The following is a 23528-nucleotide window of genomic DNA, read 5'->3' as shown; positions in this document are numbered from 1 at the left end:
AACAGATATTGAATCTGAACAGCCGCCACTTTTTTTGCAGCGAAATATGCTCAGGTATGCTGCAGGATTTTGGTATAACAGACAGTATGGCCTGAAAACAAAGCACGGTTCTTCCTGTGTTTATTCCAACGGTCGAATTTTCTGTGCGTAGATTCTGCGGAACAGAAATACAGATACCGCGAAGGATACAATCTCTGCGATCGGGAAAGACCACCAGACTGCGTTCAGTCCGAAGGTCATTGCCAGAATCCAAGCAGAAGGAAGCAGCATAAGGAGCTGACGGCAGATCGATACGATCAGACTGTAAACACCATTGCCAAGCGCCTGGAATACAGACCCGAATACGATCCCAAATGCGGCGAGCGGGAAACTCAAGCTGATTGTACGAAGCGCCTGCCTGCCGATTGCGAGAAGCTCATCCGAGGCGTTGAACATTTTCAGGAGCAGGTCCGGAACTAAGTTGAACGCTGCGAGACCAAGTATCATCATACAAAACGCCGCGATACAGCCCAGTTTCATGGTGTCCATAATGCGCTTTTTGCTTCGAGCTCCGTAATTAAATGCGATAATCGGAACAATACCGTTGTTCATTCCGAAAACCGGCATAAAGAAGAAACTTTGCAATTTGAAATATACCCCAAATACGGCTGCGGCAGTGGATGAGAACATCAGCAGAATTTTATTCATACCAAAGGTCATGACAGAGCCGATGGACATCATTAGAATAGAAGGAACACCGACAATGTAGATCATCTTGACTGTGGGGCCGTGGAAACGCATTTTCTTGAGAGAAAACTGAATTTCTTTGTTTTTTCGGAGATTGAAATAGATACCAAGGCACATAGCGACAATCTGGCCGAACACGGTGGCTGCGGCAGCCCCGGCAACTCCCATTTTTGGAAATCCGAAATAACCGAAAATCAGAATCGGGTCGAAAATGATGTTCAGAATGGCACCGACTCCCTGTGTGATCATGTTGTAAAAAGTAAGTCCGGTTGACTGAAGCAGCCGTTCCATGGTGATTTGCATAAATACGCCGAAAGAACAGATGCAGACGATACTCATATACTGATAACCAAATTCACGAATTTGCGGGTCTGGAGTCTGCGAGTTGAAAAAAAGTCTGGAGCCAAAGAGGCCGATTAGAGCAAAGATGACATAGCTGCAGATCGTCAAAAGCACACTGGTATTAGCGGCCCTGTTTGCCTGCTCATAATTTTTTTCACCGAGACTTCTGGACAGAAGCGCATTGACGCCGACACCGGTACCAGAGGCAACCGCAATAATCAGATTCTGAATCGGGAACGCCAGGGAAACAGCGGTCAGTGCGTTTTCATTGATTTGTGATACGAAAATACTGTCCACTACATTATACAATGCTTGCACCAGCATGGAAATAATCATCGGCAGGGACATGGTTACCAGGAGTTTTGGAACCGGCATGGTACCCATTTTGTTTTCGTGAGGTGCGTTGTTTTTCTGATCCATTTGTTCCATAAAAATCCTCCTTTGCGTATTGATATATATAAAACATTCCGGCAAAATACAGTATACCGGATTTGCACACAGTATTAGCTATTGTATAAGGAATAAAAAAGGATGTCAATCGGAACTTTGTACTTAGGCAAAACTTTTGAAAGGAAAACAACAATGACTTCTTAACGCAAATATGGTAAGATAGATGCGACAGAATTGTATTTGACGGAGGATGGTATATGTCAGTTCGAAAGCTTTCCAGAATGCTGTTTTTGGTAAATACGTTGCAGTTTACGCTTGGGACAGTAATTCTGTTTGCACTTTGGGGAGAAGTTTTGGTATACAGGGAAGAAATTCTGGATCTGGCTGTTTTTCTCGTGATTTTTTCCAGTCTGCTTTCCATTGCAGGGTTGTTTTTCCTGACGAGATTTCAGCGCAGGAATTATGAGGAAAGCATGGAGAATCTGGAAAATCTGAACGCAAAGCTTCGCGAACAGCGCCATGATTATCTGAATCAGGTGCAGGTTGTACACGGCCTGCTGGAGTTGGAAGAGTATGAAAGTGCGAGGGAATATCTGAGGCCGGTGTTTAAAGACATTATGAAGGTGAACCGGGCGCTTAAGACAGCGCAGCCGGCAGTGAACGCACTTTTGCAGGCTAAGCTGGAAACAGCGGAGCGTCAGGGAATTGATTTTTATCTGGAAGTGGGTACACAGCTGAAGGAACTGAAAATAGAGGCATGGGAGCTGTGTAAAATCCTTGCCAACCTGCTTGATAATGCAATCACAGCAGTCAAACAGAAAGAAGGAGAAAAGCAGATTCGTTTGCAGATGGAGGAGAATAAGTCTGATTATATGTTTCGGATTGCAAATAATGGGCCTGAGATTCCGGCGGCGCAGCAGAAATTAATTTTCGGACGCGGCTATACGACGAAAAAAGGAGAGGGGCACGGAATAGGCCTGGCAATCGTTTCTTCCATATTAAAAGAGGCGGACGGCAGCATTGAGCTGCAAAGCAATGAGACGGAAACCATCTTTTTTGTTACGCTCCCACGGTCAGTGCAGGGAAAAATATCCGGGCGCAGACAAAACCGCAGATAAGGCAGGTGCTATTGCTATCAGACAAGGATGCCCGGGCAAAGGTGGAGCAGCCTGTTTACAGTATGCCTGCTGAAGTTTGAGAAGATGCGGTGTAAGTTTACGACCGACAGATGACAATTCAGAGGTAAAAGTGTATAGATCACAGGATATGTATTTTCATTTTTCAAAAAAGATATAAAATAATTTTAGACAGACAAAGAGGCATTTAAGAACCACATGTTTTGCAATTACCTATGAACAATGAAAGGGGGAAGGATTTTGGATGCAGTAAATTTAGCGGGAATTTTGCTTCTGGTTGCGGGCTTTGTTTTGGTGGCTGTGGAAATGGTGATGCCAGGATTTTCTGCGCCGGGTGTGAGCGGAATTGTCTGCCTGGTACTTGGCGTTTTTGCTCTTGCGGATTCGGTCATGGAGGGCGCTGTGATTACCATCGGCGTGCTGGCAGTGCTGGGTATCCTGGCGGCAATCATTTTGGGGCTGCTGTCACGCGGAAAGCTGAAGCCGCCGATTATCCTTGAAGAGGAACAGAATCGGGCAGGCGGATATTTAAGTTCCAGCGACCTGAAGTATCTGCTGGGCCGTCAGGGCATTGCAGCGACGGATCTGAGGCCTTCGGGGGTAGGCACCTTTGACGACATTCATTTTGATGTGATATCAGTGGGAAACTATATCTCAAAAGGCACTTCAATTAAGATCATCAAAGTAGAAGGCTCAAAGCTGGTTGTAAAAGAAAAGGGAGGAAAAGAGAATGGTTAATATGTTGGTTAATAATATTCACTGGATTGTATTGATAGGAATTATTGCACTTCTGATTGTGTTGTTTTTTGCAGTTGTTCCTGTAGGCCTTTGGGTTTCATCCTTGGCTGCAAATGTAAAGATCAGTATTTTCAATTTAATAGGAATGCGTCTTCGCCGTGTAAAGCCTGCAAAGATTGTGATGCCGTTGATTAAGGCGAGAAAAGCAGGTTTGAATCTGGGTGTGAATCAGCTGGAAGCGCATTATCTGGCTGGCGGTAATGTAGATAATGTTGTGAATGCACTGATTGCTTCAGAGCGTGCCGGCATTGAGCTGGAATTTGAAAAGGCAGCGGCGATCGACCTGGCTGGCCGCAACGTACTGGAAGCAGTGAAAATGAGTGTTAACCCGAAAGTGATTGAGACTGCAAATGTTTCCGCAGTGGCAAAAGACGGTATTGAGCTTCTGGTAAAAGCCAGAGTTACTGTGCGGGCGAATCTGGAACGTCTGGTCGGCGGTGCAGGGGAAGCGACCGTGCTTGCGCGAATCGGCGAGGGCATTGTTACGACAGTAGGTTCGGCAGTTTCCCATAAAGAGGTGTTGGAGAATCCGGATGATATTTCCAAACGTGTACTGAGCAAGGGCCTGGATTCCGGTACAGCGTTTGAAATTCTGTCAATTGATATTGCAGATATTGATGTTGGCAGAAATATCGGTGCACAGCTGCAAAGTCTCCAGGCAGAAGCGGATAAAAATATTGCACAGGCAAAAGCGGAAGAGCGCAGAGCAATGGCTGTTGCAAAAGAGCAGGAGATGCGCGCTTACGTAGTAGAGGCGGAAGCCGAGGTACCAAAGGCAATGGCATATGCGCTGCGGGAAGGAAAGCTTGGCGTTATGGATTATTATGAAATGCAGAATCTGAAAGCTGATACGGATATGAGAGAAACCATCGGCGGAAAGGGCCTGGATAATACGATCGTCGAGTAACATATTTGAAAATTCGGAAAGGAGCGAAGCATGAGCGGAAAACAGATAAAAGAGAGTCTGAATCTGATCAGTATGCAGATGAACGGGCTTCGCGGTGCCGGAGAGTTTGGAAAATTTGGCGCGGAGATGTTCCGAACCGTGTCACAGGAGTGGCAGAAGGCTGAAAAGAAAAAGAATAACAAGAAAAAATCGACAGATATAAATAAAAAAGATCTGAAGGGGAAAGGAAAAAAGAACGACAGGAAAAAAAGCGAGACGGAAAAGAATGGAACGTTTCAGGAGACATCCAGGGCGATGGTGGCGGGAAATATCGCCACCGCGCCGGATACCGGAAACAAAAACGGACGTCGGACGTCGGAGAACACTTTGCGTGTGAATGGCAAACAGTTGTCCGAGAAACGTTTACAGGAGGCATTTGTCTGGGCTGAGATTCTGGGAGAGCCGATGGCTCATAAAAGACGAACAAGAAGGGTGAATCAGAGGTATGGCAATCAGAGTAATGCTGATCGAAGATGAGGAAGGAATACGGCTTCTTTTGAGAAAAATCATTGAGAAGCACGGGGGCTTTGAGATCGTTGGCGAGTGTGATGAACTGACAGAGTCGGTGATTCTGTTTCAGCGGCAGAAGCCGGAGGTTGTATTTCTGGACATTGGGATTAAGGGACAAAACGGGATCGAATGTGCAAAGATTTTGACAGAACTTGATCCGAAGGTAAAGATTATTTTTGCGACAGCTCACGCTGAATATATGCCGGAAGCATTTGAACTGTATGCGTTTGATTATCTTGTGAAGCCGTTCGCAGTAGACCGAGTCAATAAAACACTGGACCGCATCGCACTGCTGGGGCAGAACAGTCAGAAGTTTGAACCAGAGGAAAAAATTGTCAGGCCGGAACATCGACATGACAGGTTGCTGGTAAAGGGAAAGGAAAGCATGAGCTTTATCTCAATTCCTGATATTATTCTGATTCAGCGTGAAAACAATGCGACTGTGATCTATACGGAAAAAGACAGCTATGTGACCTCGGCAAGTCTGGCAGAACTGGAACGCAGGCTGGACCCAGAACAGTTTCTGAGAAGTCATAAATCGTATATTATCAATCTTGGACGCGTCCGCAGGATAGAGCCGTATGGCCGCTGGACTTATGTCGTTCATTTTCAGGGACGAAAAGAAGACGCACTGCTGACCGCGGAGAAGTTTGAAGAAATTAAACGCAGATTTACGTAAAAGGAGACATCCCCCTCTGCATTAAAAGAAGGGGATGTCTTTTTCTTCGAAATACTTTGTCGCACCTGCATGATATGGTACAGTAAAAATCGAGGCCGCAAACTCGGGGTCAAGCATGGCTCCTTTTTGGTGAGCATCTGTGATGGTGTCCGTGTTTTCGAAAATGGAAGAGATGAAATTGTAAATATCATCTTCCGGTGTATCATTACGGGTGATGATAACAGCGCTGACTGCAACGGTATTTACATCCGTTTCAAGATCGTACATACCGGCATCAATGATGCTTCTGCTGTAATAGGGATATACTTCAAGCAGCGCCTCTGTGTGGTCGTCGTCAAGACTGATGAAACGGAAATGTTCCACAGTACTTAATGCGGTAATTGCGGGGAGAGGGGCGTCTGCTGTGACAAAAGCAGCGTCAAGACTGCCATCTCTTAGGCTGTCTGCACAGTCGTCAAAGGACTCGTAAACCGGTATGATATGTTCTTCGCTTAAACCGTAAACATCAAGGATATCAATCGCGTTGAAGCGGACATTTGACGAAAGGGTACCGATGGAAACCTTCTTTCCATTCAAATCCTGGATGGATTTAATGTCGGGATTGCAGGTGACGATCTGAACCGGCTCCATGTAGAGGCTTGCTACAGCGGAAAAATCCTGAGGCATCTCATTCTCAAAAAGAACACTTCCCTCATACGCATAAGTCATAATATCAGAAGGAACGAAAGCCAGATCCGCGCTGCCGTCTGCAATGGCCTGGAGATTTTCCATGGGATCGGCAGATGCAGCCACAGTGACTGAGGTGTCGGAACCATCATTTATCTCTCGGGCAAGCACATTTCCAAATTCATAATAAGCCCCTGCCTCCTCTCCCGTCATTAGTACGAGATTGCCGGCCGAAACAGTAGGTGCAAAAAAAGTGGTCATGGTAACAGACATTAAAAAAAGAGTTGTTTTTTTCACGACATGATTCTCCTTCTCTATTCTATTTCGTATCTTCTGCAAGTAATAAAGTTCAGATACGCTTGTAAAGATTTCGCTGTCATCCGTTTATTTTACAGAAAACATTTAAACTTTTTTTCATTTTATCACAGTTTCGGGACCATGAAAATAGGCACTTTTTATGCAGGTCTTTCATGCAAAAACGGAATAAAACGCATCCTTGACAAATCTTCAGGAACTGGGCTATACTAATCGGAAAGCAATGAAGGGAACAAGTAGAAAGCAGCCGAAGAGACAGAAAGTTGCCGGGTGATGAGAGGCGCGCACGGAAGCTGTTTTTGAATACCTCCCAGAGCTTCGCACCGAACAAATCTCCGGTTCTATGACAGGACGGATGAATTTTAATAGGCTGCGGCGGAGGACAACCGTTACTGTGTCAGGGTAGAGAATACCCACAGAGGCAGTCAGTGTGAGCTGGCTGTGAAATAAGGTGGTAACACGGGATTTATGGCTCTCGTCCTTATGTGAGAATAAGGCGGGAGCTTTTTGTCTTACGGAAATTTTTGAAATTGCCTGGTAAGATCATTGTTTTAAGAAAATGCGTACTGCACGCAAAAAATGGCTGCCCGCGAAATACAAGGAGGAAGAATGATGCAGATTTATGAGGAACTGGTTGCAAGAGGACTGATCGCACAGGTGACGGATGAAAAGGAGATCCGGGAACTTGTGAACAATGGTAAGGCTACGTTTTATATTGGATTTGATCCGACTGCGGACAGCCTTCACGTAGGGCATTTTATGGCGCTTTGCCTGATGAAGCGTTTGCAGATGGCGGGGAATAAGCCGATTGCATTAATTGGAGGCGGAACCGGTATGATCGGAGATCCGTCGGGTAGAACGGATATGCGCCAGATGATGACAAAAGAGACAATCCAGCATAACTGTGATTGTTTCAAAGAGCAGATGAGCCGTTTTATTGATTTTTCAGAGGGAAAAGCTTTGATGGTTAATAATGCAGAATGGCTTATGGATCTGAATTATGTGGAGCTTCTGCGTGAAGTAGGCCCGCATTTTTCTGTAAACCGTATGCTGACAGCAGAGTGCTACAAGCAGAGAATGGAGCGTGGTCTCAGTTTCCTTGAATTCAATTACATGATTATGCAGAGCTATGATTTCTATGCACTGTTTCAGAAATATGGCTGTAATATGCAGTTTGGCGGGGATGACCAGTGGAGCAATATGCTGGGCGGCACAGAGCTGATTCGCCGCAAACTGGGCAAGGACGCGTACGCGATGACCATTACGCTGCTGCTGAATTCCGAGGGCAAAAAGATGGGCAAGACGCAAAGTGGTGCAGTATGGCTTGATCCGAAGAAGACTTCTCCATTTGATTTTTATCAGTACTGGAGGAATGTGGGGGATGCCGATGTACTCAAGTGCCTGCGTATGCTGACCTTCCTGCCGCTGGAGCAGATTGATGAGATGGATCAGTGGGAAGGAAGCCAGTTGAATCAGGCTAAAGAGATTCTTGCTTATGAGCTGACCGCCCTTGTACACGGGGAAGAAGAGGCGAAAAAAGCGCAGGAGGGCGCACGCGCACTGTTTTCCAGTGGAAATGCAGCAAATATGCCGACCACAGAGCTGACAGAGGCAGATCTTGAGGATGGAGGTATTGATATCGTTTCTCTTCTTCAGAAGACCGGATTGGTACCATCTCGTTCAGAAGGCCGCCGTGCGGTAGAACAGGGCGGCGTGGCCGTGGATGGTGAAAAAGTGACTGATACCAAAACCGTGATTTCAGGTGAAAAACTGAGCGGAGACGGTATTGTATTGAAACGTGGGAAAAAGAATTTCCGCAAGGTGACGTTAGTCTGAAGACAGGAGGCGTGCTATGACAGACGAACAGAGAAGAAAAGTCCGGAACAGAGTGACGTATCTTTCAATCGCGTCACTTGTGGTGCTGCTAGCAGTATTGATTGTGCTTGGCGTGACCGACAGAGTGGAAACGATTCTTTTTCCGATTGCAATCAGCGTTTGTCTTGCAATTTTCTGGGTGGTGTCTGATGTGCTTGCTGTCATGTGGCTGAATGCCTTTGAAGGTAAGAATGATGCACAGAAAAGAGCTTACTATATCTATGCGGGGCTGGATTTCATTGGCCTTGGCGGACTCGTGTACTTTATGGTTGACTTGAAGGGCACGACAGGGATTCTGATTTATATCTGCTGCATTTTCCTGAAAAAGAGGTTCCGGGAGGAATTTAGCGGAACTGACGGCAACAGACAGGAAGAGGCAGAGGAGCCGATGGCTGATACGCAGCCAGAGATTGAAGGGCAGACGGAAAGCGAAGAAGTGGAGGAGACTGAAGCGGCGTTGGAAGTTGAAGAACCGTAGTGTCATGCTTCGCGAACCAGTATCATATAATAGAGCAAGAAAATATGGATATCTGGTAGAGCATGGAGAAGATAGTTTCTGACAGAGAAGAAAAAGAAAAGAGCGGATATCGGCGGTTATTTGTTGAGATAGGAGCCAGGATTGGAAAATCTCTGTTTTTTTGGGGAATGGCGGCAATCCTGGCATTCTCAGCTTATACGGATCTTGTGAAATTGGGGGATGCTGTGCCGATTACAGCTGCAGGAGAAGATAAGCGGATCGCGCTTACCTTTGACGATGGTCCGCATCCAGTTTATACGAAAATGCTTTTGGAAGGCCTGGCAGAGCGGAATGTACACGCGTCTTTTTTTGTGATTGGGAAAAATATTTCCGGCAGAGAGGATTTGATTGAGAAGATGTATGAGGGAGGTCATTTGATTGGGAATCATACATTTGATCATGTGAAAATCTGTGATCTGAGCGGTGAGGCAGCATGTGAGCAGATTGAAAAGACAAGTGCTCTGATAAGGGAAATCACGGGGGAAGACACCGAATTTGTCCGGCCGCCGTTTGGCGAGTGGAATAAATCAATGGAATGCTCTTTTCAGATGATTCCGGTCATGTGGGATGTAGATCCTCTGGACTGGACGACCAAAAATCAGGCGCTGGTCAAACAGCGTATTCTGGATAAAGTAAAGGCAGGAGATATCATCCTGATGCATGACTGTTATGAATCTTCTGTTACAGCGGCGCTTGAGGTTGTGGATCAGCTGCTGGCGGAAGGGTATGAATTTGTAACGGTTGAGGAACTGATACTTGAGTGAGATAATAGAACAGGCCATACTTCAAAAAGTAATAACATATGACGCAGTTTTGAGTGAACAGGAGCAGAAATGGATTTATTTGAGTATGCAAGAACAAAAACTATGAAAAGTGAGGCGCCTCTGGCGTCGCGTATTCGGCCAAGGACGCTGGAGGAGGTTGTCGGCCAGGCGCATATTATTGGGAAAGATAAGCTTTTGTACCGGGCAATCTCGGCGGATAAGCTGAGTTCGCTGATTTTCTATGGTCCTCCGGGAACCGGAAAAACCACGCTGGCGAGAGTCATTGCAAATACGACCAGTGCGGAGTTTACGCAGATTAATGCTACGGTGGCAGGCAAAAAAGATATGGAAGAGGTGGTGAAGGCCGCAAAGGATAATCTTGGCATGTACGGAAAAAAGACGATCCTGTTTGTGGACGAGATTCACCGTTTTAATAAAAGCCAGCAGGATTATCTGCTGCCATTTGTCGAGGACGGCACGTTGATTCTGATCGGAGCAACGACGGAAAATCCATATTTTGAGGTGAACAGTGCTCTGATTTCACGGTCTGTAGTTTTTGAACTGAGGCCTTTGGAAAAAGAGGATATTCGGGTATTGATTAACCGGGCCGTTTATGATACAGAACGCGGGATGGGAGCTTACAATGCGGCGATTGATGAAGATGCGGCGGATTTTCTTGCAGATATTTGCGGCGGGGATGCCAGAGCAGCTTTGAATGCGGTGGAGCTCGGCGTGCTGACGACGGCGCCGGGAGCGGACGGAACGATTCGTATTACCCTGGATGTGGCTTCTGAATGCATTCAGAAACGGGCTGTGCGTTACGATAAAAACGGCGACAGCCATTATGATACAGTTTCGGCGTTTATTAAAAGCATGCGCGGTTCCGATCCGGACGCCGCGGTTTATTACCTTGCGCGGATGCTGTATGCAGGCGAGAGTGTCACATTTATTGCGCGAAGGATTATGATCTGCGCTTCAGAGGATGTCGGGAATGCCGATCCTCAGGCGCTTCAGGTGGCAGTCGCTGCGGCGCAGGCCGTGGAACGGATCGGGATGCCGGAAGCACAGCTTATTTTGTCGCAGGCGGTATTGTATATGGCCTCTGCGCCGAAGAGCAATTCTGCGGATAAAGCGATTGCAGAGGCAATGAGAGCAGTGAGAGAGCGACCGGCTGCTGTTCCGGTGCATTTGTGTGACAGCCACTATAAAGGAGCGGCAAAGCTTGGCAGGGGAATCGGCTATGAATATGCGCATGATTACCCTAAGCATTTTTCCAAGCAGCAGTATTTGCCGGATGAGCTGGTTGGCAGACGGTTTTATGAGCCGTCAGAAAATGGTTATGAACGAACTATCCGTCGTTATCTCGAATGGCTTCATGAAGAATAGGGAAATATGTTTCAGAGGTATCTATGCAGGAGAAAGTAGAACCTGTTCGGAATAAGATAAGAAGTATAAAAACTAAGGAAAAGGGGATGAACAAAAATGGGTATTTTGGAATTGTTTATTCTGGCTGTGGGATTGTCGATGGATGCGTTTGCTGTTTCGGTTTGTAAGGGTCTTGCTATGGAAAAATGCAATTTCAAACATGCAGCCATTTGTGGTATATGGTTTGGAGGCTTTCAGGCGCTTATGCCTTTAATCGGATATTTGCTTGGCTATCAGTTCCGGGGGTATATTACGGCAGTGGATCACTGGATTACATTTGTGCTGCTGACGCTGATCGGCGGGAATATGATCCGGGAAGCCGTCAAGCAAGAAGAAGGGGAAACAAGCGGCTCCACGGATGTTAAGACTATGTGTTTACTTGCCGTTGCAACGAGTATTGATGCCTTGGCTGTCGGTATTACGTTTGCATTTCTGCCGGATACGAACATTGTGGCAGCCGTCCTTTTTATCGGTCTGGTCACGTTTATACTGTCCATGGCAGGAGCAAAGATTGGCAATGCATTCGGAGCAAGATATAAGGCAAAGGCAGAGTTTGCCGGAGGTCTGATTCTGATTTTGCTGGGACTGAAAATACTACTGGAGCATCTGGGCGTATTTTGAAATCAGGTTGTTGTTTGTCTGATTTTTGAGCCGGTTTATAAAGTAGACAGAGGTTATTCCACAAGATCGCAAAACGTTGCATGGCATACTTTCTCATAATCCTGTGGAGCAAGTTCCAGCTGCACGCCGATTTTGCCTCCGCTGACGATAATTTGCGGATGGGCAAGTGCAGATTCATGCAGATACACAGGATATTGTTTTTTCATGCCGATCGCGGTGCAGCCGCCCCGGACGTATCCGGTCACTTCGTTTATTTCTTTGACATGAATCATAGAAAGCGATTTGACGGATGCTGCCCGGGCGGCTTTTTTTAAATTTAGCTCGCAGTCAATGGGAATGACAAAGACAAAATAGGCTCTGGCCGGACTGACTGTAACGAGCGTTTTAAACATGATCTCATGCGGAAAACCGAGGAGGTCTGCGGTCTGCTGGCCGTCTGTAAATTCTGTACATTCATAGGTATGTGTATTATATGGAATTTTCATGCGATCGAGAATCCGCATGGCATTTGTCTTGATTTCTTTTCCCTTGGACATGGTTGCTCTCCTTTTACGTACGCTGAAATAATTACAAAATCTTATTTTACTACGGATGAACAGAAATGCAAATGAAAATTTATTTCCTTTTGCCTCTCTTGTCATATAATATAAGGAACAGAAAAATGAGAGGTCAGTTATGTATTATTACAATACAGGCAAAGGGCAAGGGCAGGACAGCAGACGGAGAAGAACCATGGCGGTACGAAGCGCATTTATGAGAGCGGAAGAGATTGATCAGGAGCGGGAAAGAAGCGGATGGAATCCTTACGAAGGCGAGGAAGAGCTTCCGCAGGAGCGCAATGAAAGAGCGGCGTGGGGAATGAATGGCGATACGGCATGGGGAATGCCGTCAACTGGAAGAGGTGTTACACGAGAGACGGCTCCAATGGCAAATGAGGGTGTGCAGGAGATGCCGTCCGGGATGAGCGGGAAAACAGGACAGGAGATGACAGTTCAGGGGGAAAGGCAGGAAGGACAATCAGAACTGCCTCCGTATTTTACAATGCCAGATTACGCGGGTGTGATGGAAGAGCAGAAAATGATGGAACGCGATCTGCGCAGACTGCAGTCCATGTATCCTGATACGGTAAAACGGATGCTCCCATATATAGAGGAGGAATGTGACAAGATGGAGTATGAGGGCAGCGCGATGTACGACGAGCATCCCGATCATACAACGGTACAGCAGATTGTACAGCGGATTCTGGAAGAGATGCGAGATGAACTTCCGCCGGAAATGCTGGAGACAACACAGAGCACAACAAAAGAAGTAGACGAGATGTTATCTATGCAGTACCGCGGACCAGGAAGAAGGCCGGGAAGAAACTGGGCGGATGATTTGATTCGTGTTTTGCTGTTGCAGGAAATGCATCACAGACGATGCAGGCATCGTGGATGCAAGAGAGCGGCACAGTATCGATAAAACGCCAGAAAAGCCTTGTTCAATCAGAACAGGAATAGTATACTGATAAAAAGCAGATGGAAAATAAGGGAATAAGGCAATAAATAAGGAAATAAGGGGATAAAGCATGGAAGAACTGAGAACATTACTGGAAACATGTCTGAATGAAGAGCTGCTGCATATTGTGATAAGCGGGCAAAAAGTGATGACGGATGCGATTCAGAAAATCAAAGTGCGGCCGCTGCAGGGCCGGGGCCAACTGATATTTCAGGCAGCTCTTTGGGATGGCAAAAAAGAATTTCATAAAAATTATGAAGAGAAAGAGATGATTTCCGCGCTGCTTGCCTGGATGAGCCGTGATTTCAAACAGATGCAGCTGGAGACAACGAAAGAAACGGTGACGGTTCTGGTCAGCAAAAAGGGGAAAGTGACCATTCGTTCCAAACGTTGCGCGCAGAGGCGGGAAAAAGCAGATTTGCGTCATAACCGTACAAAACAATATCTTTTGCAGGAAGGCATTCCAGTTCCTTTTCTTGTAAAGCTTGGCGTTATGACGCCGGAGGGAAAGGTGGTTCGGGCGAAATATGACAAGTTCCGGCAGATCAATCGTTTCCTGGAATTCATCGAGGACGTCTGCCCGGTTCTGGAAAACGGCCGGGAGCTTACGGTGATTGATTTTGGCTGTGGCAAATCGTATCTGACTTTTGCCGTTTACTATTATCTGCATGAGAAAAAGGGGTACGATCTGAAGATTATCGGGCTTGATCTGAAAGAAGATGTGATACGGAACTGTAATCATCTGGCAGAGGAATTTGGCTATGAAAAATTGCATTTTCAAACTGGCGATATTGCTGACTACGAGGGGCCAGATCAGGTAGATCTTGTCATTACACTGCACGCCTGTGATACGGCAACCGATTATGCGCTTGCAAAAGCCGTTCGCTGGAATGCAAAAGCAATCCTCTCCGTGCCGTGCTGCCAGCATGAGTTAAATGGGCAGATTGAAAATGAAATGCTAAAGCCGATTCTGAAATACGGGTTGCTGAAGGAACGGATATCCGCGCTGGTTACGGATGGTTTGCGGGCAGAGCTTCTTGAGCAGGCTGGGTATCACGTGCAGGTACTAGAGTTTATTGATATGGAACACACGCCCAAAAATATATTGCTCCGGGCAGTGTGGGAGGATAAGAAAAAGACAGAAAAATCAGGGGAGAGCCTTCGCGGCTGCATGGATTTTCTGCACGTGCAGCCGACGCTGGCTGCGCTGCTTTCGGACAGGCCAGGGATGCCGTCAACCAGTTTGTACAAAGAGATAGGAGACAGATAATATGCAGGATAGATTATCGACAGTAAAAAATATACTGGTTCACGTTGCTGTACTGACGGTGATTTTTATCATTTCCGTGATTGGGTTTGCGCGCTGGGTGAATCAGACGGCGCCGAGTACGGCACAGGCAATGGAATATTCTACGTTTCCGCTTGTTTATATGCAGAATAAGGGTGTGAATTATAATTGTCTTCATGGATATGCAAGGGAGATGGATGTAAACTATATTCGTGATACAGTGACGGTTCTTCCGGAGAGCCATAGCCTGAATGTGTCGATTCAGCCGTTTGACACAAATATCGAGAGCGTTTCTTATGAGGTGGTGAAACTGGATGGGAGCCAGTCTCTCGAGAATACGAATGTAATCCGATTTGAAGAAAAAGATAACTATCTGAATGCAACGCTGCAAATTCAGAATCATATGCTGCTGGAACAGGAATATATTTTAAAGATTCAAATTACGGCGGGCGGCCGGGAAATCTATTATTATACAAGGCTATTACTGGAAGATGGACTTCATCTGGAGGATTATCTCAATTTTGTGACAGGATTTTATGAAAAATGTGTCAATAAGACAGATCAGGAATCCCTGGGCGCGGTCGTAGAGCCGAATGAGAGGACGGGAAAATCGAAATCGCTGGCATATATGGATATTCATGACAGTGTTTACCAGCTCATGTGGGGGGATGTAAATCCGCAGATTTATTATAAACCTACGCCAAGCCTGGTGGATATCAATGGTACAACGGCTTCGTTTGTATTAAATTATCGCGTTTCAGCTGTAAATCAGGCAGGCGTGAGCGATATTTACAATATCGAAGAGTTTTATCGTCTCCGCTATACAGACACGCGTGTGTTCCTTCTCGATTTTACGCGGAGGACACAGGAAACATTTCGTCCGGATCAGGGGGTTCTGGAAACAGCCGGAATTAACCTTGGCATCTCAAATACGGATGTGGAGTTCAAATTTGATGAGAAGAAAAAGACCGTAGCCTTTGTACAGGAAAATGAACTGTGGGAGTATCGGATCAATGGAGGAAAGCTGACACGTATCTTTGGTTTCCCGCAGCAGGAAAATATGGATTACCGGGATTTTTATGATCAGAATAATATTAAGGTGCTGCGGGTAGAAGAATCAGGAAATATTCTGTTTGCAGTATCTGGTTATATGAACCGTGGCAAACGCGAGGGAGAGAACGGTATCGGTTTTTATTCTTATGAAGAGGCGTCCGCGACAGTAGAGGAAATTCTGTTTGTTCAGACAATGGAATCCTACGATATGCTGAAGCTGGATATTGACGCACTGGCATATGTCACGGACAATCGTGAGAACTGTTATATTCTTCTGGAAGGGATTATTTATCGCATTAATCTGAATACCCGGGAGTATGAACGTGTGGTAGACGGAATCCGAAATGGATGTTATGCAAGTTCTGAGAGTAACCGTTATTTCAGCTGGTTGAAGGAAGGGGAACGCTATGATTCCAGAACGCTGTATACGATGGATTTTGAGACAGGCTCCGTGAGAGAGATGACCTGTGGCGAGGATGAGAGAATTCGCCCGATTTGCTTTATGGGAGAGGATCTTGTTTACGGTAGCGCGCGTACCTCGGAGATTAACACTACGGATGTGGGAAATGAAGTATTTCCTATGTACCGGTTGGCAATTGTGAATAAAGAGGGCGAGGAAATCAAGAATTATCAGCCGAGTGGAATTTATGTCATGTCTACAGAGCAGACGAATAATATGCTGAGGCTGAAGCGCGCGACGGGACAGGCCGGTGTTTATACAGAGACAACGGAAGATCAGATTGTGAGCACAAGTATGGAAGAGGATGTCGTTTATGGTGTTGCGACAAAGGAGGACAGCATAAAACAGACGGAAATTCTCCTGCGGGTAGGTACAGAGATAAGAGACAAAAACCCACAGCAGGTGAACAGTAAGGTACTTGTTTACGATAATTCACGTACGGTTTTCATTCCTGGAAATTCAGACCGGGAAAATCTGTATTACGTCTATGCAGGCGGTAAGCTCGAGAGTCAATGGCCAACTGCGGCAGAGGCGGTCCGCAGAGCAGATGAGCAGGTAGGTGTTGTGATTAACAATGCGAAAGAGTTTGTCTGGGAGCGTGGAAACAAACCGGCTGTCAGCAAGATTAAGGTGGAGAATATTCCGGATATTGTGAAGACTGGTACAATGGATATAGAGGCACTGGAGGCATCGCTTGGCAGGGATGCAATCGGCCTGACCGGCTGTACGTTGGAGCAGGTACTGTACTTTGTAGGGCAGGGGCATCCGGTGATCGGAGCAATGCCGGGCAAAGTGGTAATCATCACAGGGTATGATGATTACGGAAATCTGATTTTACTCAATCCGGGAGAGACGGAGACATATTTCTGGGGACCGGAAGACAGTAAGAGAGATTTTGAGGCTGCGGGAAATCGGTTTGTGTCGTATCTGGATACTGAAATCAGATAGTTTGCATAATTGTCTGTGAATTGTATGGTTTTGTTTGTCAGAGGACTGGGAAAAAAGGAAATGTAAAGGAAATCTGCACAAAATTGGAGGAGATACTTTTGAAGAATCCGACAGAGACTGACAAAATATCCGCAAGTTATCCACAAGTATAAGCGTTGAAAAAAGCGATGAAATGGAATTATGCACCGACTTATCCACATTATCCACATTTTTGGTGGTGTATAAGTCGGTTTACATAGTTTTTTGAAAGAACGGACGTTTTGTGTAATGTGATAAATTGTTAAAATGTGAGGGGAAAATGAGGAAAAAGGTTGACAAGTGTGTTTTGAGCAAATTTGATATATTGTCAGAATAATCAGAATATACATGGGCATTTCTACTGGAATATTCTTCTAATACCTGAGAGTTCCTACGAAAAGGGGGATCATTCAATCACTAAATTAGATGATTGAATGATCCCCTTTTATAAACATAACTTACAAGAATCATTTTCGAACGAAGAGATCAGATTCAGCTCCAGTAACGTACGGCACGGATTGGAGTCTGGTAATTGTAGTTCGATACTTTAATGCCGCCCTGTGGATACGGCTGTGAATTGCTGGCATGAACGATTTTTCCATCACCCATATAGATTGCAACGTGCGATGCATAGTTTGCGGAGCCATAGAAGAGAAGATCTCCCGGCTGGATGCTGGAAATATCCACAACTGTTGCATATTTATATTTCATCTGGTCGTCTGCAACACGTGGTGTCGAGATGCCGAAGTATTTGAATACCTGCTGTACAAAACCAGAACAGTCCACTCCATCTGTCAGACTGTTTCCGCCATATACATAACGGTTGCCGACGAATTGAAGCGCGTAGTTTACAATCTGGACTCCCTTGGTGCTGCCGGATACTTTAATGCTTTCCTCCTTGGTGACTACGCCGTTTGCGTTCACTGTGTACTGTTTTGTACCGAATACGATCGTAGTGGAGGTGACAAGGCGTCCGTCGCTGTAGAAACAGTATTTCTGACTGCCGATCATCTGAATACCGGAAAACATTGCGCCGTTTGTATTGAAGTAATATGTGCTTCCGTTGATCGTCTGCCATCCGGTTAGCATAGTTCCATTGCTGTCAAAATAGTACTTTACACCGTTAAACGTGTTCCATCCGGTCTTGCGTACCTGATTGGTCCGCACTCCGTTTGCGTCGACGAAATACTGACCTACCCAGGTATTCTTCGCCATTTTGCCGTTGCTCTGGAAATAGTAGTATTTGGAACCGATTGTAATCCATTTATTTATAGCTGCAGTACCGTCGCTCTGAAAATAGTAGGAGTCGGTACCAATTTTTTTCAACGAACTGGTAAGCTTCTTACCGGTCGTTGTATCAAAGTAATAAATCGAACTGCCGACTGCGTTCAGGCCTTTTAAAACGGCTCCGGTAGTTGTAGCATAATACTTTCCGGACCACAGCCAGCGACCTTTCTGAAGGCGACCTTTTGAATTCAGATAGTACCGCTGCCCGTCTACGGTAATCCAGCCGGATTGCATCAGGCCATTTTTCGGATTGAAGTAGTAGGTGTTTTTACCAATATTTATCCATCCAAGTGCTCTCGTACCGTCTGCGGTTACATAATACTTTTTGGTCTTGGACTTATTTGTAACCCACTTCTTTTTCAGCATGACGCCTTTATTGTTAAAGTAGTAGTATTTTTTATTGATTTTAAGCCAGCAACTTTTTTTCTGTGTGCCGTCGGAGGTAAAGTAGTAAGTGTACTTTCCGATCTTTGTAACCCCGACTGCCATGGAACCATCCTCTGTCAGGTATTTACCGCTTTTCCATTGGGAGGTTAATATTGCGCCTGTACTGGAATGTGCGTAATATTTGCGGCCACCAACCGTAATCCATCCTTTCATCAGGACACCGGTACTGGGATTGAGGTAATATTTCTTGCCGCTTAGGATCAGCCAGCCTTTTACTGGTTGAAGATTCAAATCATAGTAGTATGTTTTACTTCCTTTTTTGACCCAGCCGTTATTGTAGACTCCGGTAAATTTTCCGTCAGGACCCACCCATTTGCCATTGACCCATGTATTAACAGCCATGGAGCCGTCGGCTTGCAGGTAGTATTTACCTACCCATTTTTTTGTGGCGACAACGCCATTTTTATTTGCGTAATATTTTTTGCCGTCGGGTGTCATGAACCATCCGGTCACCAACCTTCCATGCGATTCAAAATAGTAAAGCTTTTTTTTGATCTTCTGAAATCCTTTTTGTAAAATACCCTTCGAGTTGAAGTAATATGTGTATTTCTTGATGGTTTTCCAGCCGGTCACATAACCCGGTGATGCTTTCTGGGTATACATGGTATTTTTCCCAGCTGCGGTACTTTTCCATTTAGCGCTTACAGAAAGTGCGGGAGCGCCGATGGTTAAAAGTCCGGACAGCATCACGAGTGCAAGTACCTTATGCTTTTTCATGATATCATATCCCCTCAAAATATCTTCTATAATTATATTACCGACATAAGCATGCGGGTAGAATAAAGATTACAATTTTTTTACATGTTAGTTAAAATATTACTCGATATTTAATAAAAAGTCAATAAGTCCAGCTTGACTTTTTTCGAATTTCTGAGAAAATATCTAGGATAGAAACGTGTAATGTGAGAGAAATGTGAAGCAGTTAACAGAAAAGTAATTTTTCATAAATGGAGAGATGAGATGAGACTGAGAAATATACCAGGGTCACGGGAAACGATTGCAGCAAGCGAGTATGTTGTTCATGAAGATGTAATGAAAGAGAAAAGGGGAAAGTGGAATACTGTTTTTGGCAATGATCATCCGGTATATCTTGAAGTTGGGATGGGAAAAGGCCGCTTTATTACAGAGCTGGCTGCCTTGTATCCCGAGCGCAATTACATTGGCATCGAAAAATATTCCAGTGTACTTTTGCGTGCTTTAGAAAAACGTGAACAGCATGAGGAGCTTACCAATCTGTTCTTTTTGCGGATGGATGCGGAAGAATTGCCGGAGGTGTTCGGACCGAATGAGGTTTCCGGAATTTATCTGAATTTTTCAGATCCGTGGCCAAAGGACCGCCATGCGAAACGTCGTTTGCCGAGCAAGGAATTTCTCGCGCGATACAGCCAGATTTTGAAGCCAGAGGGCCGGGTGGAGTTTAAGACAGATAACCGCCCGCTGTTTGACTTTGCGCTCGATCAGGTGAAAGAGACGGACTGGAGGCTGGAGGCATGTACCTTTGATCTGCACCACGACAAAAAAATGATGCAGGGCAATATTATGACAGAATATGAAGAGCGTTTTTCCAGTCAGGGGAATCCTATTTTTAAAATGGTAATTTCCAGGTGTCATTCTGACAGAGCTGACCGGTAAAAAACGAAGAACCAGGGGAGTTGGTCTTTCATAATATATATTTATGAGAGACAATCAAAACTGGGGGGAATTGTTTGCGCTTGAATGGTATTCAGAGAAAGTTGTATCATATTACATACGATAAACCTGCTTTAAACAAAAAGGCATTGCAGTTGCGCACTTCGCTTGATGAGGTAAAAAAAATACTTGGGACCTCGAGTCCCAAAAAGAAATGAGGAGCTGGATTAATCATCCAGCTCCAAATTTTTTAATGCGCCGTCTATCATAGCGTCGGTAATGCTTTTCTTTCGGAGGCGGTGGTCAAGATAGCGATCCAGAAGATAGCTGAGGAAGGCAACCAGAGGAACTCCCAGAAACATACCGATCACGCCGGCAATACTGCCGCCAATCGAAATGGCAAAGATAATCCAAAGAGGCTTCATGCCAGTGGAATCCCCCAGAATTTTGGGCCCGAGAATCAGACCGTCAAACTGCTGCAATGCCAGGATTAAAATGGCAAAACCTACGGCGCGCAGGGGGCTGATGAACAGTATAATGAGGATTCCAGGAATTGCACCGATAAATGGGCCGAAATAAGGAATCATATTTGTCACGCCGACAATCAAACTGATAAACAGCGTGTAAGGCATTCGGAAAATCGTCATCAGGACAAAACACAGGATACCGATAATCAGAGAGTCGATAAATTTACCAACAACAAAGCTGCTGAAAAGGCGGTTGCATTCAGCAACAATCTCTTTGCACAGCGGAATATACTTCTGAGGAAGAAACGCATAAATCATCTTCCAGCAGACCCGCATGATCCGGCGTTTGTCATACAGCATATAAATGGATACAATAATGGTGATAAAGACATTGACAATCCACCCTGCAATGGAGACCGACAGAGAATACAGTGCAGGCAGCATATCTGCGGCGAGACTTTGCAGTGTATTGATCAGCTGCGGAACGGTGTCGGAAACCGGTTTGATGATACCATTCAAATCAAGGGACGGAAAACGTTCCTGAAGCTGAATCAACAGATCCATCAGTGTGTTGTAGGCGGTTGGAATGTAATTTACAAAATCAACGATGTTCTGTATAATTTCCGGAAGGACATAGACAAGTGCCAGTACCACAAAGCTGATAACGATTACATATGTAATCAAAATAGAGATAATCGTGTGCGGCTTGTGTTTGAGGCGGATTCTGGTTCTGTCACAGAGCCGGCCAATTGTCCGATAGAACATATGAACCATCGGGTTCAGTACGTAGGCCAGAAGAGCGCCAAAAATAAAAGGGCTGAGCATTGTCAGGATCTGTCCAACCCAGGCTTTTGTCTTTTCAATATCAATGATACATTTAAAGATGATGGCGCAGATTACCATCATGACTGCCGCGTAAATGCAGATGGTAAAGTATTGATTGTTTTTGATAAAGCGCTGGCTTTTGCTCCTGGGTAGAGGATCTGTTGTCAGGTCCCGAGCATTTTTCTGTGGCTTTTCGTTCATGCAGATGTGTCCTTTCCTGTCGGTAGTTATCCTAAATTAATAACATATTTATATAAAGTATAGAAGATTTTATGAAGAGTTTCAAGAGTATGAAATGTTAAAAAAAACTAAACCGGGACATAGAAACTGACTGGTCTTTGCTTCATTCATTTAAGAAAAATTAAAAAAATATAAAAAAGGACTTGCATTTTATAAAACCTTGTATTATAATGAGCCTTGCTTGTGAGAGAAAAGCAAGAAAAATGTATAAAAGCGCGATTAGCTCAGTTGGTAGAGCACCTGACTCTTAATCAGGGTGTCCAGGGTTCGAGCCCCTGATCGCGCACTGAAAGTACTGTTTTTGCGGACATGGATTCCGTGGGGACGGTGCTTTTTTTGTGTTTGAAAATCTGTTTGGTAAAACACAACAAAAAGCTTGTTAAAAGCGAAAAGATAATATATAATGACCTTTACAAGCATATTTTGCTTGTGATATACTCAGGGAACAGACAAAGGAGGATACAGCGATGAGTATCAACGAACGCATCCGATATCTAAGAAAAGAAGTTATGCATCTCACGCAGCAGGAGTTTTCATCTGTAATAAAATTATCCCGTTCGAATCTGGGGAATATTGAGACAGGTGAGGTTTCTGTGACGGACAGAGTGATTTCCTCGATCTGCAATGAGTTCGGTATTAACGAAGCATGGCTTAGAAATGGGGTTGGAGAGCCGGTTCTATCCAGAACAGGGGAGCAGTTGATTGCGGATTTTGCCGGTGATTTAATCAAAGAGGGGGATACTTTTCGAAGACGTCTGGTAGAGGGGCTTGCAAAGCTTGATAAGGAGGAGTGGGAGATTCTAGAGGGTATTGCAGCGAAATTGTTGAAAAATGAAGAAGCGTACATCGGAGCGGCTCAGCTCTGAACAGAAGGGGAAAAACCTCTCCGATGTATTTTATAGAAGGAGTTTTCTTCAGCTCAGAATTTTTTTACAAAAACGATATACAAGTTCAAGTAACTTGTTATTATCCGATTGCATGACCAACTCGACAATTTGTCTCTTGTAATCCATCTGGGTACCTCCTCTCGCAGCGTGCCTTTCTTTTGGCATGTGTTATATTTTATATGACGTGGAAGGGAAGAAAAAGGTATCGACTTTTTTCGACTTTTTAGCTGTTCTCTTGCTGCAATTTTCTCGGAAGGGTAAATTATGAATCGGTATTTCGAAAAATTGTATATACAGAATAAGGATTTAGTATATCGTACGGCATACAGTATACTGAAAAATGAGTCAGACGCGGAGGATGTCTCCGCAGAAGTATTCTGTAAACTGTACAGTTATTTAAAGGCGAACAGGAATATCCGAAACATTTCCGGATGGCTCAGGATAACAGCAAGAACGACGTCCATTGATCTGTTGCGAAGAAAATGTTCTTCTGGTTATCTGATACAGTCGGATTTGTATGAGAAGGATTTTTCTGATACGGTGGTTGATAGGGCGTTTGCCAATCAGATTCTGGATGTCTTATATCGCAAGAATCCGAAATGGTTCGCGTATATTACTATGCACTATTTGCTTGAAATGAGCTATTCTGAAATTGCAGAGGCGACCGGGCGGACAGAGGCTTCTGTAAAAAATGCAGTTGCAAGGACAAAGAAATATATTGCCGAATACAGAAAAAGATTTATAATGAAAGAAGATGATTGAACACAGATCG

At 45.0% G+C, this 23528-nt stretch carries 21 protein-coding genes and 1 tRNA gene; 17 read left to right on the top strand and 5 right to left on the bottom strand.

Going from position 1 to position 23528, the window contains the following annotated elements; translation table 11 throughout:
* Positions 1 to 120 precede the first annotated feature (120 nt).
* Positions 121 to 1497, bottom strand: coding sequence for an MATE family efflux transporter (locus tag AC6I2O_RS19090; protein WP_497743491.1), 1377 nt, complete (start codon positions 1495 to 1497; stop codon positions 121 to 123).
* Between the two features lie 218 nt (positions 1498 to 1715).
* Between AC6I2O_RS19090 and AC6I2O_RS19085 the strand changes: the two genes are divergently transcribed.
* From AC6I2O_RS19085 to AC6I2O_RS19065, 5 genes are all read left to right on the top strand, one after another.
* Positions 1716 to 2576 carry a sensor histidine kinase gene (locus tag AC6I2O_RS19085; RefSeq protein ID WP_497743490.1) on the top strand — a complete coding sequence of 287 codons (861 nt, stop codon included), beginning with the start codon at positions 1716 to 1718 and terminating at the stop codon, positions 2574 to 2576.
* Positions 2577 to 2834: 258 nt separating this feature from the next.
* On the top strand, positions 2835 to 3332 hold the full coding sequence (locus AC6I2O_RS19080) for an NfeD family protein (RefSeq protein ID WP_497743489.1): 498 nt from the start codon (positions 2835 to 2837) through the stop codon (positions 3330 to 3332).
* Positions 3325 to 4299 (top strand): flotillin-like protein FloA, encoded by a 975-nt coding sequence (floA, locus tag AC6I2O_RS19075; RefSeq protein WP_120393128.1) that lies wholly within the window; start codon positions 3325 to 3327, stop codon positions 4297 to 4299. Before AC6I2O_RS19080 ends, floA begins: the two co-directional genes overlap by 8 nt.
* A 30-nt stretch (positions 4300 to 4329) precedes the next feature.
* The gene (locus tag AC6I2O_RS19070; RefSeq protein WP_120393127.1) at positions 4330 to 4815 is read left to right on the top strand and encodes a hypothetical protein; all 486 of its coding nucleotides are present in this window, start codon (positions 4330 to 4332) and stop codon (positions 4813 to 4815) included.
* The gene (locus AC6I2O_RS19065; RefSeq protein ID WP_497743488.1) at positions 4784 to 5527 is read left to right on the top strand and encodes a LytR/AlgR family response regulator transcription factor; all 744 of its coding nucleotides are present in this window, start codon (positions 4784 to 4786) and stop codon (positions 5525 to 5527) included. The genes AC6I2O_RS19070 and AC6I2O_RS19065 overlap by 32 nt, the downstream gene beginning before the upstream one ends.
* Before the next feature lie 21 nt (positions 5528 to 5548).
* Here the strand turns inward: AC6I2O_RS19065 and AC6I2O_RS19060 are convergent, their stop codons facing one another.
* Positions 5549 to 6490, bottom strand: coding sequence for a TAXI family TRAP transporter solute-binding subunit (locus AC6I2O_RS19060; protein ID WP_497743487.1), 942 nt, complete (start codon positions 6488 to 6490; stop codon positions 5549 to 5551).
* Between the two features lie 630 nt (positions 6491 to 7120).
* Between AC6I2O_RS19060 and tyrS the strand changes: the two genes are divergently transcribed.
* The 5 genes from tyrS to AC6I2O_RS19035 all read left to right on the top strand — a co-directional run bounded on the left by tyrS (position 7121) and on the right by AC6I2O_RS19035 (position 11710).
* Complete coding sequence (gene tyrS, locus AC6I2O_RS19055; RefSeq protein WP_120393762.1) at positions 7121 to 8344, top strand: tyrosine--tRNA ligase; 1224 nt, start codon at positions 7121 to 7123, stop codon at positions 8342 to 8344.
* 16 nt (positions 8345 to 8360) lie between these two features.
* Complete coding sequence (locus tag AC6I2O_RS19050; RefSeq protein ID WP_120393761.1) at positions 8361 to 8861, top strand: hypothetical protein; 501 nt, start codon at positions 8361 to 8363, stop codon at positions 8859 to 8861.
* Positions 8862 to 8923: 62 nt separating this feature from the next.
* Positions 8924 to 9664, top strand: a complete 741-nt coding sequence (locus AC6I2O_RS19045; RefSeq protein WP_497743486.1) for a polysaccharide deacetylase family protein — start codon at positions 8924 to 8926, stop codon at positions 9662 to 9664.
* 69 nt (positions 9665 to 9733) lie between these two features.
* Entirely contained in the window at positions 9734 to 11050 is a 1317-nt protein-coding gene (locus AC6I2O_RS19040) for a replication-associated recombination protein A (RefSeq protein WP_120393760.1), read from the top strand.
* A gap of 96 nt (positions 11051 to 11146) precedes the next feature.
* Positions 11147 to 11710, top strand: a complete 564-nt coding sequence (locus tag AC6I2O_RS19035; RefSeq protein ID WP_120393759.1) for a manganese efflux pump MntP — start codon at positions 11147 to 11149, stop codon at positions 11708 to 11710.
* Positions 11711 to 11763: 53 nt separating this feature from the next.
* On the opposite strand, the gene ybaK is transcribed toward AC6I2O_RS19035, so the two are convergent.
* Positions 11764 to 12246: a Cys-tRNA(Pro) deacylase gene (ybaK, locus tag AC6I2O_RS19030; RefSeq protein ID WP_120393758.1), complete on the bottom strand. Its 483-nt coding sequence runs from the start codon at positions 12244 to 12246 to the stop codon at positions 11764 to 11766.
* A 139-nt stretch (positions 12247 to 12385) separates the two neighbouring features.
* On the opposite strand from ybaK, the gene AC6I2O_RS19025 reads away from it, so the two are divergent.
* The 3 genes from AC6I2O_RS19025 (at position 12386) to AC6I2O_RS19015 (ending at position 16956) form a co-directional block, all read left to right on the top strand.
* Positions 12386 to 13171, top strand: a complete 786-nt coding sequence (locus tag AC6I2O_RS19025; RefSeq protein ID WP_120393757.1) for a hypothetical protein — start codon at positions 12386 to 12388, stop codon at positions 13169 to 13171.
* A 106-nt stretch (positions 13172 to 13277) separates the two neighbouring features.
* Positions 13278 to 14477, top strand: a complete 1200-nt coding sequence (locus AC6I2O_RS19020; protein WP_120393756.1) for a class I SAM-dependent methyltransferase — start codon at positions 13278 to 13280, stop codon at positions 14475 to 14477.
* Position 14478: 1 nt separating this feature from the next.
* Positions 14479 to 16956, top strand: a complete 2478-nt coding sequence (locus tag AC6I2O_RS19015) for a hypothetical protein (protein ID WP_120393755.1) — start codon at positions 14479 to 14481, stop codon at positions 16954 to 16956.
* 510 nt (positions 16957 to 17466) lie between these two features.
* Here the strand turns inward: AC6I2O_RS19015 and AC6I2O_RS19010 are convergent.
* The gene (locus AC6I2O_RS19010; protein WP_497743485.1) at positions 17467 to 19425 is read right to left on the bottom strand and encodes a C40 family peptidase; all 1959 of its coding nucleotides are present in this window, start codon (positions 19423 to 19425) and stop codon (positions 17467 to 17469) included.
* A 243-nt stretch (positions 19426 to 19668) separates the two neighbouring features.
* Between AC6I2O_RS19010 and trmB the strand changes: the two genes are divergently transcribed.
* Positions 19669 to 20340, top strand: a complete 672-nt coding sequence (gene trmB / locus AC6I2O_RS19005; protein WP_120393753.1) for a tRNA (guanosine(46)-N7)-methyltransferase TrmB — start codon at positions 19669 to 19671, stop codon at positions 20338 to 20340.
* Positions 20341 to 20564: 224 nt separating this feature from the next.
* Here trmB and AC6I2O_RS19000 read toward each other — a convergent pair whose 3' ends face one another.
* Positions 20565 to 21830 (bottom strand): AI-2E family transporter, encoded by a 1266-nt coding sequence (locus AC6I2O_RS19000; protein WP_120393752.1) that lies wholly within the window; start codon positions 21828 to 21830, stop codon positions 20565 to 20567.
* A 252-nt stretch (positions 21831 to 22082) separates the two neighbouring features.
* On the opposite strand from AC6I2O_RS19000, the gene AC6I2O_RS18995 reads away from it, so the two are divergent.
* From AC6I2O_RS18995 to AC6I2O_RS18985, 3 genes are all read left to right on the top strand, one after another.
* Positions 22083 to 22155, top strand: a tRNA-Lys gene (locus tag AC6I2O_RS18995).
* A gap of 181 nt (positions 22156 to 22336) precedes the next feature.
* On the top strand, positions 22337 to 22735 hold the full coding sequence (locus tag AC6I2O_RS18990) for a helix-turn-helix domain-containing protein (RefSeq protein ID WP_120393751.1): 399 nt from the start codon (positions 22337 to 22339) through the stop codon (positions 22733 to 22735).
* A 285-nt stretch (positions 22736 to 23020) separates the two neighbouring features.
* The gene (locus tag AC6I2O_RS18985) at positions 23021 to 23518 is read left to right on the top strand and encodes an RNA polymerase sigma factor (protein ID WP_120393750.1); all 498 of its coding nucleotides are present in this window, start codon (positions 23021 to 23023) and stop codon (positions 23516 to 23518) included.
* Positions 23519 to 23528: the final 10 nt, after the last annotated feature.

The organism is Blautia sp. St.27G3 (genome assembly GCF_059728505.1).
This window is presented reverse-complemented; position numbering and strand designations above follow the sequence as displayed.